This window comes from Alexandriicola marinus (assembly GCF_004000435.1).
Classification (GTDB): domain Bacteria; phylum Pseudomonadota; class Alphaproteobacteria; order Rhodobacterales; family Rhodobacteraceae; genus Alexandriicola; species Alexandriicola marinus.
Window position 1 is genome coordinate 1,207,925 of the sequence record NZ_RBVZ01000001.1, and the last position, 12,873, is coordinate 1,220,797.

Annotated in this window: 14 protein-coding genes; 9 read left to right on the plus strand and 5 right to left on the minus strand. The window is 63.0% G+C overall.

Features of this window, described 5'->3' with window-relative positions; all coding sequences use genetic code 11:
- Positions 1-10 precede the first annotated feature (10 nt).
- A complete protein-coding gene (locus EP376_RS23585; protein WP_338068379.1) occupies positions 11-574 on the minus strand; it encodes a hypothetical protein in 564 nt (187 codons plus the stop codon).
- Entirely contained in the window at positions 498-1,376 is an 879-nt protein-coding gene (locus EP376_RS05865) for an acetate and sugar kinases/Hsc70/actin family protein (RefSeq protein ID WP_127654573.1), read from the minus strand. The genes EP376_RS23585 and EP376_RS05865 overlap by 77 nt, the downstream gene beginning before the upstream one ends.
- 43 nt (positions 1,377-1,419) lie before the next feature.
- Here EP376_RS05865 and EP376_RS05870 point away from each other — a divergent pair, with 43 nt between their 5' ends.
- Positions 1,420-2,130, plus strand: coding sequence for a class II aldolase/adducin family protein (locus EP376_RS05870; RefSeq protein ID WP_127654574.1), 711 nt, complete (start codon positions 1,420-1,422; stop codon positions 2,128-2,130).
- A gap of 90 nt (positions 2,131-2,220) precedes the next feature.
- Complete coding sequence (locus EP376_RS05875) at positions 2,221-3,003, plus strand: L-fucose dehydrogenase (protein ID WP_127654575.1); 783 nt, start codon at positions 2,221-2,223, stop codon at positions 3,001-3,003.
- A gap of 24 nt (positions 3,004-3,027) precedes the next feature.
- Here the strand turns inward: EP376_RS05875 and EP376_RS05880 are convergent, their stop codons facing one another.
- Complete coding sequence (locus tag EP376_RS05880) at positions 3,028-3,771, minus strand: creatininase family protein (protein ID WP_127654576.1); 744 nt, start codon at positions 3,769-3,771, stop codon at positions 3,028-3,030.
- Between the two features lie 254 nt (positions 3,772-4,025).
- Between EP376_RS05880 and EP376_RS05885 the strand changes: the two genes are divergently transcribed.
- On the plus strand, positions 4,026-4,511 hold the full coding sequence (locus EP376_RS05885) for a RidA family protein (protein ID WP_127654577.1): 486 nt from the start codon (positions 4,026-4,028) through the stop codon (positions 4,509-4,511).
- Positions 4,512-4,585: 74 nt separating this feature from the next.
- On the opposite strand, the gene EP376_RS05890 is transcribed toward EP376_RS05885, so the two are convergent.
- A complete protein-coding gene (locus EP376_RS05890; protein WP_127654578.1) occupies positions 4,586-5,293 on the minus strand; it encodes a DUF4336 domain-containing protein in 708 nt (235 codons plus the stop codon).
- 663 nt (positions 5,294-5,956) lie between these two features.
- Here EP376_RS05890 and EP376_RS05895 point away from each other — a divergent pair.
- The 5 genes from EP376_RS05895 to EP376_RS05915 all read left to right on the plus strand — a co-directional run bounded on the left by EP376_RS05895 (position 5,957) and on the right by EP376_RS05915 (position 11,528).
- On the plus strand, positions 5,957-6,964 hold the full coding sequence (locus tag EP376_RS05895; protein ID WP_127654579.1) for a LysR family transcriptional regulator: 1,008 nt from the start codon (positions 5,957-5,959) through the stop codon (positions 6,962-6,964).
- Positions 6,965-7,536: 572 nt separating this feature from the next.
- Positions 7,537-8,136 carry a hypothetical protein gene (locus tag EP376_RS05900; protein WP_164744872.1) on the plus strand — a complete coding sequence of 200 codons (600 nt, stop codon included), beginning with the start codon at positions 7,537-7,539 and terminating at the stop codon, positions 8,134-8,136.
- A 311-nt stretch (positions 8,137-8,447) separates the two neighbouring features.
- Positions 8,448-10,184: a pyrroloquinoline quinone-dependent dehydrogenase gene (locus EP376_RS05905; protein WP_127654581.1), complete on the plus strand. Its 1,737-nt coding sequence runs from the start codon at positions 8,448-8,450 to the stop codon at positions 10,182-10,184.
- A gap of 80 nt (positions 10,185-10,264) precedes the next feature.
- Positions 10,265-10,789 carry a c-type cytochrome gene (locus tag EP376_RS05910; protein ID WP_127654582.1) on the plus strand — a complete coding sequence of 175 codons (525 nt, stop codon included), beginning with the start codon at positions 10,265-10,267 and terminating at the stop codon, positions 10,787-10,789.
- 4 nt (positions 10,790-10,793) lie between these two features.
- A complete protein-coding gene (locus EP376_RS05915; protein ID WP_127654583.1) occupies positions 10,794-11,528 on the plus strand; it encodes a hypothetical protein in 735 nt (244 codons plus the stop codon).
- Positions 11,529-11,530: 2 nt separating this feature from the next.
- Here EP376_RS05915 and EP376_RS05920 read toward each other — a convergent pair whose 3' ends face one another.
- Positions 11,531-12,280: a pentapeptide repeat-containing protein gene (locus tag EP376_RS05920; protein ID WP_127654584.1), complete on the minus strand. Its 750-nt coding sequence runs from the start codon at positions 12,278-12,280 to the stop codon at positions 11,531-11,533.
- A 34-nt stretch (positions 12,281-12,314) separates the two neighbouring features.
- On the opposite strand from EP376_RS05920, the gene EP376_RS05925 reads away from it, so the two are divergent.
- The gene (locus EP376_RS05925) at positions 12,315-12,866 is read left to right on the plus strand and encodes a thermonuclease family protein (protein WP_127654585.1); all 552 of its coding nucleotides are present in this window, start codon (positions 12,315-12,317) and stop codon (positions 12,864-12,866) included.
- Positions 12,867-12,873: the final 7 nt, after the last annotated feature.

Below are 12,873 nucleotides of genomic sequence, written 5' to 3' on the forward strand. Positions count from 1 at the left end.
CCCTCGGGCCCTATGCGATGGCCGCGGCCATCCAGTGGTGATGATAGGCCTCAAGGCCCGGAATATCCGGCGTCGCGACAGGGTCGATCCGGGGCTCGGGTGCCGCCGCGCCGATCGCAAGGGACGCGCTTCCAAGCGCCGTGCCCTGCGCTTCGAGCGCGCGAAGGATCCGACGCCCGGGCATCAGGGCGCAGAGCGTCTGAAGAAAGGCGATATTGGTGGCAAATGGCCCGTCCACCACGACCTTTTCCGTTCGCCCAAGGGCGTCGAGCGCAACGGACGTCATCTGCGCGGTGTAGAGAGTGGCGAGGTTCGCCAAGGCCTCCTCCATGATTGAAGACGTTCCAAGAATTTCGCCACGGCCGCCTCTGTGTGGCACCGGACCGCCGCTGTCGGTGAAGGACGGCAAGGCCATCACACCGTCGCGCACCAAAGCCGCCACACCCGCAACGCTGGCGCGGTGCGGATTGTCGCGCCCGGCGATACGGGCGTATTCTTCACCCCCCCATGAACCGCGCGCAGGCCACAGGCGCCCCGGACACCGTCGTGTTGGAGACCTGATCGCGCGCCCCATCGAGGCCCATTATCGATCCGTCGCTGTCGAAGGCGATGATCCAGGTGCCCGTCGACAGAAGGACCATTGGTCCGCCGGACAGGTATCTGACGTAGTTCGCATTGCTGTCGTGGACGCCGCACAGGACATCGCCCCGTCCGGTCAACTCCATATCGCGGATCTGGCCCAGAACATCATCCGCGGCGCGCATCGGCGGGAAAAGACTGTCCCAGCCCCGCACCCGCGCCAGTGACGAATAGGCCCGCGCCTCGGGCGCCCAGAGATGGGTCTGCGCCCCCATGGCCGAAACTTCGGTCGCGCGGACGCCGCACAGACGAAACGCAATATATTGCGCATAGGGGAGGATGGAGTCGACCTGCGCGAAGGCATCGGGCCAATACGTCTCCTGCCAGAGCAACTGGCGGCCCAAAGTCAGCGCGCCGGGGTTCGTGGGCGCGCGGACTTCGTCGAAAGCGGGGGCGATCGTGTCATAGATCTGCGCAATGTCATCGGGGACGCGCGCGAGATAGCTCATCATCGGAAGCGCCAACTCGCCATCAGCTGTGAGCAGCGCCAGCGCCGAGCCATGGGTGCAGGGAACGATCGCATCCACCGAGGTCCGCCTGTCGAAATCAAGGATCGCGGCGCTTGCGAAATTCAGCACAGCCTCACTGTCGAGGATCTGGTAGAGCCCCCCGTCCAGAGGGGCCACCGGAACCGAACGGTCCTGCATGATTGTCAGATCGGGGCCGATCTGCACGACCTTGGCATTGGTCGCGCCCACGTCGATGACAACAATACTGCGCGGCGCGGTGTTCGGCACTTGGTTCTCTTCCGGTTCGCGGGCTTAATCAGCACTATCTTAGATGAGATTCGCCGTGAACGAATACGAAGAATTGCGCCAGGACGTCATTCGCACCTGCCTCGAGATGAACGCCATCGGGCTCAATCAGGGCACGGCAGGCAACGTGTCAGTGCGCAACAGCGACGGGTTCCTGATCACAGCTTCGGGCGTCCGCTACGACGACATGTCGCCCGAACATGTCGTGCAGATGGACCTTGAGGGCGGCTATCTCGGCCCTGTTCTGCCGTCTTCGGAATGGCGGATGCACATGGATATCTACAGGTCACGGCCCGAGGCGGAGGCGATCTTGCATGTGCATTCACCCCATGCGACCGCGCTGTCCTGTCTCAGGCAGGACATTCCGGCCTTTCACTACATGATCGGGGTCACCGGGGGCGATACCTTGCGCTGTGCGGATTATGCGAGTTTCGGGACAGAGGAACTGTCGACGGCGATGCTCCGGGCGATGGAGGGGCGCAATGCCACCCTTCTGGCCAATCACGGAATGATCTGTTTCGCCTCGTCGCTGAGGTCGGTGCTGGCGCTTGGCGTCGAGATCGAAATGCTGTGCCAGCAATTCATCCTTGCCCGCCAATCCGGAACCCCGGTCATCCTCGACCGCGACGAGATGGCGGACATCCTTCGACGGTTCGGCAGCTATGGCAAACAGCCCGAGGACCTTGGCGACGGTGAAGAACTGGCCTTTGCCCCGCCGATCCGGCGCGATGGCTAGGGGCGGATCGACGCGGGGCAACGGCAGGTCGGCATGGGCCAAGGCCCGTTGCCGCAAGAGGCGCAAACGCGACGCAGAAAGGAACTTGTCATGGATCTGGGACTGACCGGGAAAGTGATCGTCGTCAGCGGCGGCGGCTCTGGCATCGGGGCCGCGATCAGCACCGTTCTCGCCGAGGAAGGCGCGATCCCGGCGATCGTCTCGCGCAGCGCGCCGCCCGAGGACTGGATCGCCGGTCTGCCCGGCGCGATCTTCGTCAGGGCCGATCTGTCGCGGGATGAGGAATGCGCCGCAGCGATCGAAGCCGTCCGCGCGCGGGCGGGCCGGATCGACGGTCTGGTCAACAATGCGGGGGCCAATGATTCCGTCGGCCTCGATGCCGGGCCCGGGGCGTTCCGCGCCTCGCTGGAGCAGAACCTGATCCACTACTACACACTGATGCACCTGTGCCTTCCCGATCTCAGGGCCGCGCGCGGATCGGTCGTCAACATCAGTTCCAAGACGGCCCTGACCGGACAGGGCTCGACCTCGGCCTATGTCGCGGCAAAGGCGGCACAGCTTGGCCTGACGCGGGAATGGGCCGCGGCACTCCTGAAGGACGGGGTTCGGGTGAACGCCGTCGTGCCCGCCGAAGTCATGACACCGCTTTATCGACGGTGGCTCGATACATTCGACGATCCCGCCGGGGCCGAGGCCCAGATCACGCAAAGCATCCCGTTGGGCCAGCGCATGACGACCCCGCGCGAGATTGCCGATACCGTGGCGTTCCTCCTGTCAGAGCGGTCGTCGCATACGACGGGCCAATGGCTCTTTCCAGATGGGGGCTACGTGCATCTTGACCGCGCCCTGGGCGGCGCGCCCGAGGCCGGATAACACCGGAGCGTCTGACACATCCGTTCAGGCCCCGGGCGCAAGACCCAGCACCTTGCGCAGATGCTCGAGCGCAATCTCGACGCCTCTCTCCCCGGCCTCCGCGCTTGCGCGGGGCGCGGTGTCGGTGAACCAGTGGCCATCATCCTCGGCCTCGTGGCGCGCGACCGTTTCAGGTGCCAGCGCCAGCATCAGCGAGGTTTCGCCCTCGCCCGCATGATCGAACGGGAAATCGGCGCCCTTGGGAAACAGCGGGTGAATCCTGATCCAGGCAAAGGGATCGGTGCCCTCGGCGTGCTGATCGTAGTAATCCGCCATCTCGCCGGCACCCCACCAACCGGGGCCTCTTTCCTTCTCGATATGGCGGAAGATCGCGTTGCGCGCGGCAAGTCGGAACACAAGATCGGTGGGCATTCCCTGATGAAAATTCTCGGTCTGGTGATGAACGATGCCGTGAATATTGCGATAGCCGGCCAGAAGGAGCGATGCGAACAACGCATCGGCAAAAGGCAGGATCGCGGCGGCATCCACATGCAATGTCCCACCGTCTTGCGGTCGCGCCACGGCATAGCTTGCCGCGCCATAGGCGAAGGGCGGCAGAACGACGATCTGGTCCCCAAGTCTCTCAAGCGTCTCGGTCACCACGATCATATCGACGCCGGACGGAAGATGGCGTCCGTGATATTCCATCACGCCAATCGGCAGGACGAAGGGCACCCCCCGTTCAGCCGCCTCCCTCAATTCACCGGGCCGCATCCTGTCAAACCGCATTGTTCCCCTCCCTCGGTCGCGGGGCCGATCCTAGGGCCTGGGCAGCCGTTCGGGAAGCGATTCCGACGGTCACGCGCAGGCCCTGTGGCGCGAGGGGCGGCCCAAACCGGCGGGTTGGCACCCCTGACCCGCGCATCGCGATGGACCGGCGAGCGCCTATCCACTAGTTTTGGAGGCAGACCAATTCCCAAAGTGCGCTTTCCGGCCAAATCCGCATCCGGCGCACGCTTGGCGAACGCGGAAATGGAGCCCCGATGTCACCCGCCAGACGCATCATCCCGCCCGACCTGCAAGGGGTCTATGACAACTGGCACTTTGCGCCGGCCGTCGAGGCAAATGGCCTCATCTTCTGTTCCGGCATCATTGGGACGAGCCCGGGCGGCGAGCCGCCGAACGAGGACGGCCTTGCCGGTGCACGATCGACCACCCGCAACGCGTCGAACGATCTGGCCGATCTGGTCGCCGTGCGCGACCCTGAGGCGCAGTTCGTCACCGCATTTCTTGCGCTTCGGGCCATTCTGAACGCGGCGGGCGCCGGCTTGCCGGACATCGTGGAAATCACGACCTACCACGTCGAGATGTCCCGCCACATGGAGAGTTTCATCCGCGTCAAGGACCGCTTCATCACCGCCCCCTACCCGGCCTGGACGGCCATTGGCGTCAGCGAACTGATCGTGCCCGGCGGGCTGGTCGAGCTGCGCGCGGTTGCGCAAAGCCCGCACCCCGCCCAGGACGTCTAATGCCGTCTCAGGGGTCGCCAGATGGGTTCCAGCCAGTGATGATCGGATGCAACAGCCACGGGCCCGGAATGCCGTCAGCCCCGCGCCACCCGCAACCATCGGAACGCCCGTCGAAGGAAGGCGGCACCGTCGCGCCGGACCGGCGTGCCGTGGGCCATCACCACCTGCCCGGCCGGCCAGTCGAGAATCCGGCTGACCGCCCGCCGCGCAAGTTTGCGATCGGTGAATGCCATCCGAAATTTCCGGGGCACGGCGGGTTCGGGCCCTGTCATGAGATCGAGCCGCGCGAGGATGCTGCGCCACCCGCGAAACCATGACCTCGGGAATTGCTGGATCAGGTCGGCGAAAAGGACAGTTCCGCTTTCCCGGTGGAAAAAGACGACCTCGGTCGTGATCGCATTTCCGCCAACGACAACCTGATCAATCGCGTCTGCCCAGGCCTCGGGGGGCCCTTCGCTCAGTGTCGAGGAAAAGGACAGGTCCGGCCGTTGCCCGGCAAGCCCGGGTGCGGCATGCAGCGCAGCCTCGGGATAGTCCGCCGCCCATTGAGCGAGGAACGTGTCGTGCAGGGCATTCGGGGCAACGATATGGTTGACCGGACCCAGGGCGCGGACCTGAGCCGCGAGATCGGGAGCCAGAGCCACGGGCGACCAGATGAACAATCCTCCGTCTTGCAATCGGATCACCGCCATTCGCGTCGGGTAGCGAAACCCCATCGCTGCCGTGACCATGGGCCCTTCGGCCAGCCAGAGACCCTTCCCAAAAGGCTCAAGACTGGTCATCGGACGGCTCCCACTGCTCTGGTGACGCTTACATGCAGGAATAACTTACACGCGCGGGTAGATGCTGCACATGGATATCACTCGGATCATCGTCTCCAAGGCTGGCCCGACTCAGTGAGAGGACCTTGATACGGCTGAAAAAGGGGATCCCTCCGTCGTCGCTCCCGGTTCCGCATTCATGACGCCGCAGTGATCGTGTTTCGCGAAATGGGCGACAAGGATGCCCGGGTTGCGGCGATCACCGATACGGCCGGCGTGACCGGGAAATGTCGCCAATCCTTTTTGGCACCAAGGACGACCTGGCCGCGACTTGCGTCGCACATGGCGGACAACAGGCAGCGCCGCCATGAACACCTGCCATTCGGTCCGGGATGCCGGCCCCGGCCCTGCTCGGAGAATTCCAAGAGGAAAGCGCCGGTTGGTGCATGGCCAGCCCCGATCTCGCGTTTCGGGCATTCGACCCGCGGATCCGTGCGGCCATGACCTCCCGCAAGCGGAGCCAAGACCGCTTCGAAAGACCCGAGAAACGACCGGACATGTCGCGAAATCAGCCATCGGCCTGCTGTTCCTGTCAGAGGCATCGCGCCACCGAAGCGGACTTCAGAAGAAGTATATATTGCCAATAATATATATTCAGATAACGTTTGCACGGGAGGTCATCCGATGAACATCACGTTCCGTTACCTTGAGCTCTTAAATGCAGTCGTTGTTTCTGGCTCAATCAGTAAGGCAACCCGTCTCACGGGTCTGTCACAGCCGACAATTTCGCAGCAGCTGGCGAAGTTCGAAGAAGAGTTGGGCGCCCAGCTGATTTTTCGGAAGCGCGGTCAGAATGTCGAATTGACGCCTGCCGGCGAACACTGGTTCCGCGCGTCTCGCGATCTGTTGAATCGCCGCGAAGAATACGAGACCGGGCATTCCCAAAACTTCAGAACCGATCAGATCCTCCTGCGTTTCGGAGCCACACCATCCCTGCGCGGACGTTTCACCGAAGCCGCCGCGAGCATTGCTGTCGATATCGGCCAGTTCACGCGATTCGAACACATTTTCGCGCTCAGCTCCGAAGAAATTGTCGAGATGGTTGACGCGCATCAACTTAACTGCGGTGTCGTGACAGCCGCCAATGTCGAGGATCACAAGGCCTCACTGTCCATCCGTCACCTGTTTCACGACCGCATCGTCTGGGGGGTGCCGAGGTCGGTATCGCATGAACAGGTCGCTGATGCGCTGATCCACCGTAAACAGAAAAACACCGAGGACCATGCGCTTGGCCGGCACGTCGAAGTCACCACGGCAGTGCCCTGGAGCCATCGGAGTCAAGCCTGGTATCGGGACAACCTGCCCGGTTCGGCCCCCTTCTTCCATGCCTCGACTCACCAGGTGGCCATCGACATCACGGCGGCAGGACTCGCGACCTGTCATTGCCCGACGTCGCTGCTGCCGAATCTGACCGGTCAGACACTGGACCGACTCAGGTTCTATGATCTGGAGATGATCGGACGCGACGCCGTTCTGATCATGCCGCGGCACCTGACCTCGCTGCGGCCCTTCCTGGAGTTTCAGAACCGGCTCTGCAGCTTCGTCGAACAGACCATCAACAATGCCATCCTGCCGCAGACGATCGAAGCACTTCCGTCGCAGACGAGACCGATGTCGTGCATCGAAATCTGAAGCGGTCACCGACGCGTTAGCGGGTCGGATACGGCCGGATCAGAACAGCACACCGGGCGAGAATGACAGCACCCCGCCGGGTGACGCCTCGACTTGGGAATAGCGAGCGATCGCAAGGGCCTCGCATCGATCATTTGCTATCCCAATATTCCAGATTGAGAATTCATCGTGGATGCCGGAACTGCCTTCCGCAAGCCCGTGATTCCTCTCGTCGCGGATTTGCCTCGGCCAGGTCTCATGATCACGACGGGACCAGGGCTGGTTGAAAGAATGCATATAACAATTTGTTTTAAATAACTTATTTGGAACCACCCAAGAGCGCGGGGCAACCAACCCGAGATCGTCTTGCCCGGAATTGGCCCCATGCCGACACCATCGGACACATGACGGCGCGGCGGATTTCGTCGTTCCGTTGACCGCGTCGGAGGCCATGGCCTTGGCTTGACCGGAAAAATTTTTCGTTGCTACGCTTGGGCAGCGTGAAGCCAGATAGCTGAGCAAAAAAGCATATAATTTCATTGGACTGGGAGTATGCCCGCAGGTCGATGACCAAGCGGGCGATGGGAGGAATGATGGCACATACAGAAGCGGCTTTTACTGTTGGTGGGGGCGCGGGAACGTGGATACTTAGGCTCCTGCTCGTGGCGGCGGCTGCGCTCATGGTTTATTCGTGGTTCCAGCCGTGGTGGATCGGGGACATCGCAACCATCCGGGGAACCGACGACCTTGTGCTTCATCCCTGGGGTATCGACGCGGTCGGTCCGGTCAGGATGGCCTCCGATCCGGCTCTCTACGAGATGCCCGGCTTTTTCAAACCTTTTGTCTGGACCTATTTCGGCGTCGCGATGCTCGCCCTTCTGGCCAGCCTCTTCGTGAACATGAAATTCAAGCTGGGTCCCGTCAGGCTCCCGCTTGCGACGACGCTGATCCTTCTTGTCGGCTTGTCCTACCTGATCACCGTCGGGCTGGCCTATTTCATCGGCGATATGCGCGCCTCCGGGTTGGACATGAACTTCATCGGTCGGTCGGATTACACGGACCCGACATCGCACCGCAAGGTCAGGATGGATTCGGCCCTGCAGGACGGCTACTGGTATGCTCTTTATGCAGGGGTTGCGCTGTTCTCCCTCGCGATCATCCGCTTCCTCTTCCTCCGCGAGTGGCGAAAGTAGCGACAACCCGTCATCCGGCGGGTTCCAGCCCGGATGAGATGACAGATACGTCATGATCCGAACCTGACCGAAAGCCGTCAGTCGGACCTGCGCGACCCCGGGATCATCCTGGGGTCGCTTTCGTTGGGAGGGTCGGATCTGATCCTTGGCGACCGCCGCATCGGCCAAGACGCGGACCGACTCGCTCAAAGCGCCTAAGGCCATAAAGGCAGCATCGCACAACCAATATTGCTCATAGGAATATCCATTAAACAATGGTGCGAGCATGTCCTCACTGAAGTCCACAATCATGTAAGGTCGGGAGGCATAACATGAAATCTCACTATTTAATCGCAGGCTTGATCGCCACGGCGTCGGGCATGGCCCACGCCGAGGTGACGATGGAGCGCCTGCTTGCGGCAGGGTCCGAGGAGGAGGCCGGCAACTGGCTGATGATCGGAAAGACGTTCGACCTGAACCGGTTCTCGTCACTTGACCAGATCAACTCCGGCAACGTCGAAAACCTGCGTCTGGTCATGGCTGCCCCGATCGGCGGCATGGAGCCCGCGGGTTTCGGCATCGGCGCCATGCAGACGACCCCGCTTGTCGATGACGGGTTCCTCTATCTGTCGGATCCGTGGGGCACGCCCTACAAGTACGACCTGACGAGCGAAACCGCCGCCCGGCCGGTCTGGATCTGCGACACCGGTATCGACAAGGACCCGAGCCAGGGCATCCTTCTGGCGAACCGTGGTCTTGCGCTTTCGGGCAACAACGTCATCAGCGTGCTGCCCGACGGTCGGGTCGTCGCCTGTGACAGCGATACCGGCGACGTGGTCTGGGATGCGCAGGTCGCCACCGAAGTGGGCGAAGGCTTCACCAACTCGCCACAGGTGGTCGGTGACAAGATCATCGTGGGCCAGTCCTATGGTGACTGGGCGACCCGCGGCTGGATCGCCGCGATCGACGCCAATTCGGGCGAGGAACTCTGGCGCTTCTACACGATCCCTGAACCGGGCGAGCCCGGCTCCGAGACCTGGCTCTGCGAGCAGACCGGCAATCCCGACTGCTGGAAGACCGGCGGTGGCGCGGCATGGGTCGCGGGCTCCTACGACCCGGAATCGAACCTCGTCTTCTGGGGCACCGGCAACCCGGTTCCGATGTATGACCCGGAATACCGGCCCGGCGACAACCTCTACACCAACTCGACGGTTGCCCTCGATGCCGATACGGGCGAGCTGGCCTGGTACTTCCAGTACACGCCCGGCGATTACATGGACTATGACGAGGTCGGCCCTGCCCTTCTCGTCGAAACCAATATCGACGGCGAGGACCGCAAGGTCATGGCCCGCTTTGGCCGGAACGGCATCTTCTACACGCTCGACCGGAACAGCGGCGCCTACATCAACTCGGTGGCCTATGTCGGCAACCTGAACTGGACCGAAGGCATCGATTCCAAGACCGGCCTGCCGATCGAATACGATCCGGAAGCCGACCTGCAGTCCTACGCGATCGGGCGGATCACCCGCGCCGGCGATACGGCCACCACCTGCCCGAACATCCAGGGCGGCACCAACTTCTTCCCGACGGCCTACAACCCCGAACTCGGGCTGGCCTATGCCGGCGGGATCGAAGGCTGTTCCGACCTGTCGGTCCGGGCAGTCGATCCCGATGACGTTCTCCCCGGGAACATCTTCATCGGTGGCGCAGGCGTGAACAGCGGAGAACAGACCGGGTCGATCAACGCGGTCAACGTTTCCACGAACACGATCGAGGCGACGCTCAACACGCCCTACCCGTTGTATGGCGGCGTCATGGCGTCGGCCGATCTGCTCTGGGCCGGGCATCTGGACGGGACCTTCTCGGCCTACAACGCATCGAACCTCGAAGAGCTGTGGTCGATGAATGTGGGCACGTCGTTCTCGGCCGCGCCGATCACCTTCCTGGTGAATGGGACGCAGTATGTTGCGATCACCGGCGGTGGCCTTGGTGTCGGCGGTGGCCTGGCGCCCGAGCTGTCCAACATGCAGGCAGCCAACATGCTCTGGGTCTTCGCTCTCGACAGCTGATGACCTGAAAATCCCATGCCGGGCAGCTTCGGTTGCCCGGCATTTCTGCCCTCAATCACCGGCCCAGACAGTGAGATGCCATGCCCTTGAGTTCCACCGTCGCAATCCCTCTTGCCGCCCTGACACTGGCCCTCGCGACGCTTCATGCGCCGCCCCTGCGGGCTCAGGAAACGGACCAACATATCGGCGATCCGGAGCGTGGTAGGGTCGTCTACCGGTCGGTCGGATATTGCGGGAATTGCCATGGCTGGGCCGGAGACGGCAAGTCGGGCACCAATCTTCAGGCCCCTGTCGGACCCAATCTGCGCGAGACCCCTCTGGACACGGCGGCGCTGATCGAGGTGATCGGATGTGGCCGACCGGGAAGCGCGATGCCTTATCACGACAGAGCCGCCTATCGCGACGGCCGCTGCTTCGGAATGGGCCTCGATGATTTCGCCCCGGGCAATGCGCCACCGCGCGGCAAGACGTTCAACGACCGGGACGTGGCCAACATCGTGGCCTACCTCGAAACCTATGTGATCGGCCGCGGCGAGCCGACGTATGAGGAATGCGCCGAATTCTACGACAACCCGTCCGCGCGCGCCTGCGCCGGGCTCCGGTGATCCCATGAACATGCACAGGTTTCTCAGCGCCGCCTTCTGCCTCGGTCTTTCGGCTCAGGGGGCTTTTGGTCAGGAACAGGTCGTTCCCGCCTATTCGATCTGGGACGTGGTCCTGGGCGAGCCGGTCGCGCAGGCCCCTGACGCCCGCGTCGGCGTGATCACCTGCGGCACCAACGGCGGGCCGCCGGGGCGGGAGCTGGGCTCCTTCACCGATTTCATGACCTGCGCCCCCGAGGAGTCCGGCCTGCGAGAGGTCCAGTTCTCTTACGACGATGAGCAGGACTACGTCGCGCGGGCGCTTGAGCTTGAATACAAGGCCCTTCAGGGGGGCACCTCGGTTTACGCACATCCCGTTATCGTGTCGGTTCTCGTCGATCCCGACGGCATCGTGCAGGGCCGTCGGATCGTGACCGATGACCGGACCGAGGACATGGTGCGCCGCACGGCGTTCACCCTGATCCGAAACTTCAAGGGACGATTCGGGGAATGGTCGCTGGAGTGCGCGGACGTTCCCATGCGGGACGGCGAACAGCCGGTGGGCAACCAGTTCATCCATGAACTGTGCACCGCCCGGTCACCCGACGGAAATACGCGGATCCTCCTCGAGGCGACCTATCTGCGCAAGCGCGGCCAGCAGGCGCGGAACCTCGAAACGCAGGAGATCAACACGGGTTACTTCGAAAGCCAGACCCGCTTCGAGGAAGTCCTGTCCCCCTACGTCCCGGCACCGGCGCCATGAGATCAGTCCTGCATCCGCCCGTTCGACATGAGGTTGCCGGTCATGGTGGCCGTGTCGAAATCCAGTTCACGGGTTGCGGCGGTGGTGAAGCGGTTGCCGGTCAATGTGGCGCCCTCTACCGTCCCGCGACGCAGGTCCGCGCCGTAGAAGTCGGTATAGGCGACGGTCGCGTTCGCAAAGCTCGCCCGGCTTGCCTCAGCTTGGACAAAGCCCGCATAGCTGATCGTCGCGCCGTCAAACAGGCTGCGCCCCAGACGCGCCCCGTTGAGGTTGGTCTGTTCCATCGAGGTCATGCTGAAATCGGCGTTGTTCGCGACGGCCTCGCGCAGGAGCGCCCGGTCCAGCACCGCTCCGGGCAGCTTGGCAGAGGTCAGCCGGGCCGTCTGCATGCGCGCCTCCGTCAGGTCGGCAGCGCTCAGATCGGCGCCCGACATCTGCGCGCCGTAGAACATGGCCCGCACGAAATCGCCCTCTGTCATCTGCGCCTGCGTCAGGTCGGCCAGATTGAAATTCGTGCCCCGCGCCGTCACCCCGTCAAGGATAGCGCCGCGCAGATTGGCGCGATGAAAGGAGGCGTCCGTCAGGTCGGCGCCGGTCAGGTCGACACCGGACAGATCGGCCTTCTTGAAATCGGCGCCCTGCAAGTCGCAGCCCCGGCACTCATCGCGCAGCCCTTCGATCAGCTCTGCGACCGGTTCCGCCAGAAGTGGTCCCGCAAGAAACGTCAGTGCCGTCGCCAATACGATCCGCATTCCCGGCTTCCCCCTTTATTGAACTGGATTGCCCATGACCTCTGATAACGACCGCATCTCCCGTTTGCGCAAATCCACGACATTGGTCTTTTCAATGGTCGCCCTGCTCGGCCTAGCCGTTGCAGGCCCGATCCATGCGCAATCCGAGGCAGGCGAGATACGCGGAACGGCCGAGGTCATCGACGCCGATATCCTGAGATTCGGAGGCCAACGGGTCATCCTCTGGGGCATCGACGCGCCGGAGCGGCCGCAGACCTGCCGCCTGAACGGAGAGCTTTGGGGCTGCTACGACGTGGCCTTCCGCCAGCTGCAACTTCTCGCCGGTCGCGGCGAGGTGGTTTGCCGTTTCGTGAGCGATCCCGATCCGTTCGGTCGACATTTCGGGGTCTGTGAAAGCGGGGGCGAGGATCTGAACGCGGAAATGGTCAGGGCGGGTCTTGCGCTGGCCTACGTGGAGCAGACCGATGCCTATATGGGCCCGATGGCCGAGGCGATCGGGGCCGGCGTAGGGCTGTGGCAGCCCGGTGTGCAGTTCGAAGAGCCGTGGGAGTTTCGCCGGCGCGAAAGCCAGGGCGGTTTGAGATAGGATCGAA

Bases quoted from the DNA above. Each gene is read 5' to 3' on its own strand.
- EP376_RS05895 (WP_127654579.1), top strand. From the start codon at position 5,957: ATGAACATCACGTTCCGTTACCTTGAGCTCTTAAATGCAGTCGTTGTT.
- EP376_RS05875 (WP_127654575.1), top strand. From the start codon at position 2,221: ATGGATCTGGGACTGACCGGGAAAGTGATCGTCGTCAGCGGCGGCGGC.
- EP376_RS05885 (WP_127654577.1), top strand. From the start codon at position 4,026: ATGTCACCCGCCAGACGCATCATCCCGCCCGACCTGCAAGGGGTCTAT.
- EP376_RS23585 (WP_338068379.1), bottom strand. From the start codon at position 574: ATGGGGCGCGCGATCAGGTCTCCAACACGACGGTGTCCGGGGCGCCTG.
- EP376_RS05920 (WP_127654584.1), bottom strand. From the start codon at position 12,280: ATGCGGATCGTATTGGCGACGGCACTGACGTTTCTTGCGGGACCACTT.
- EP376_RS05915 (WP_127654583.1), top strand. From the start codon at position 10,794: ATGAACATGCACAGGTTTCTCAGCGCCGCCTTCTGCCTCGGTCTTTCG.
- EP376_RS05870 (WP_127654574.1), top strand. From the start codon at position 1,420: ATGAGATTCGCCGTGAACGAATACGAAGAATTGCGCCAGGACGTCATT.
- EP376_RS05905 (WP_127654581.1), top strand. From the start codon at position 8,448: ATGAAATCTCACTATTTAATCGCAGGCTTGATCGCCACGGCGTCGGGC.
- EP376_RS05900 (WP_164744872.1), top strand. From the start codon at position 7,537: ATGGCACATACAGAAGCGGCTTTTACTGTTGGTGGGGGCGCGGGAACG.
- EP376_RS05890 (WP_127654578.1), bottom strand. From the start codon at position 5,293: ATGACCAGTCTTGAGCCTTTTGGGAAGGGTCTCTGGCTGGCCGAAGGG.
- EP376_RS05910 (WP_127654582.1), top strand. From the start codon at position 10,265: ATGCCCTTGAGTTCCACCGTCGCAATCCCTCTTGCCGCCCTGACACTG.
- EP376_RS05925 (WP_127654585.1), top strand. From the start codon at position 12,315: ATGACCTCTGATAACGACCGCATCTCCCGTTTGCGCAAATCCACGACA.
- EP376_RS05880 (WP_127654576.1), bottom strand. From the start codon at position 3,771: ATGCGGTTTGACAGGATGCGGCCCGGTGAATTGAGGGAGGCGGCTGAA.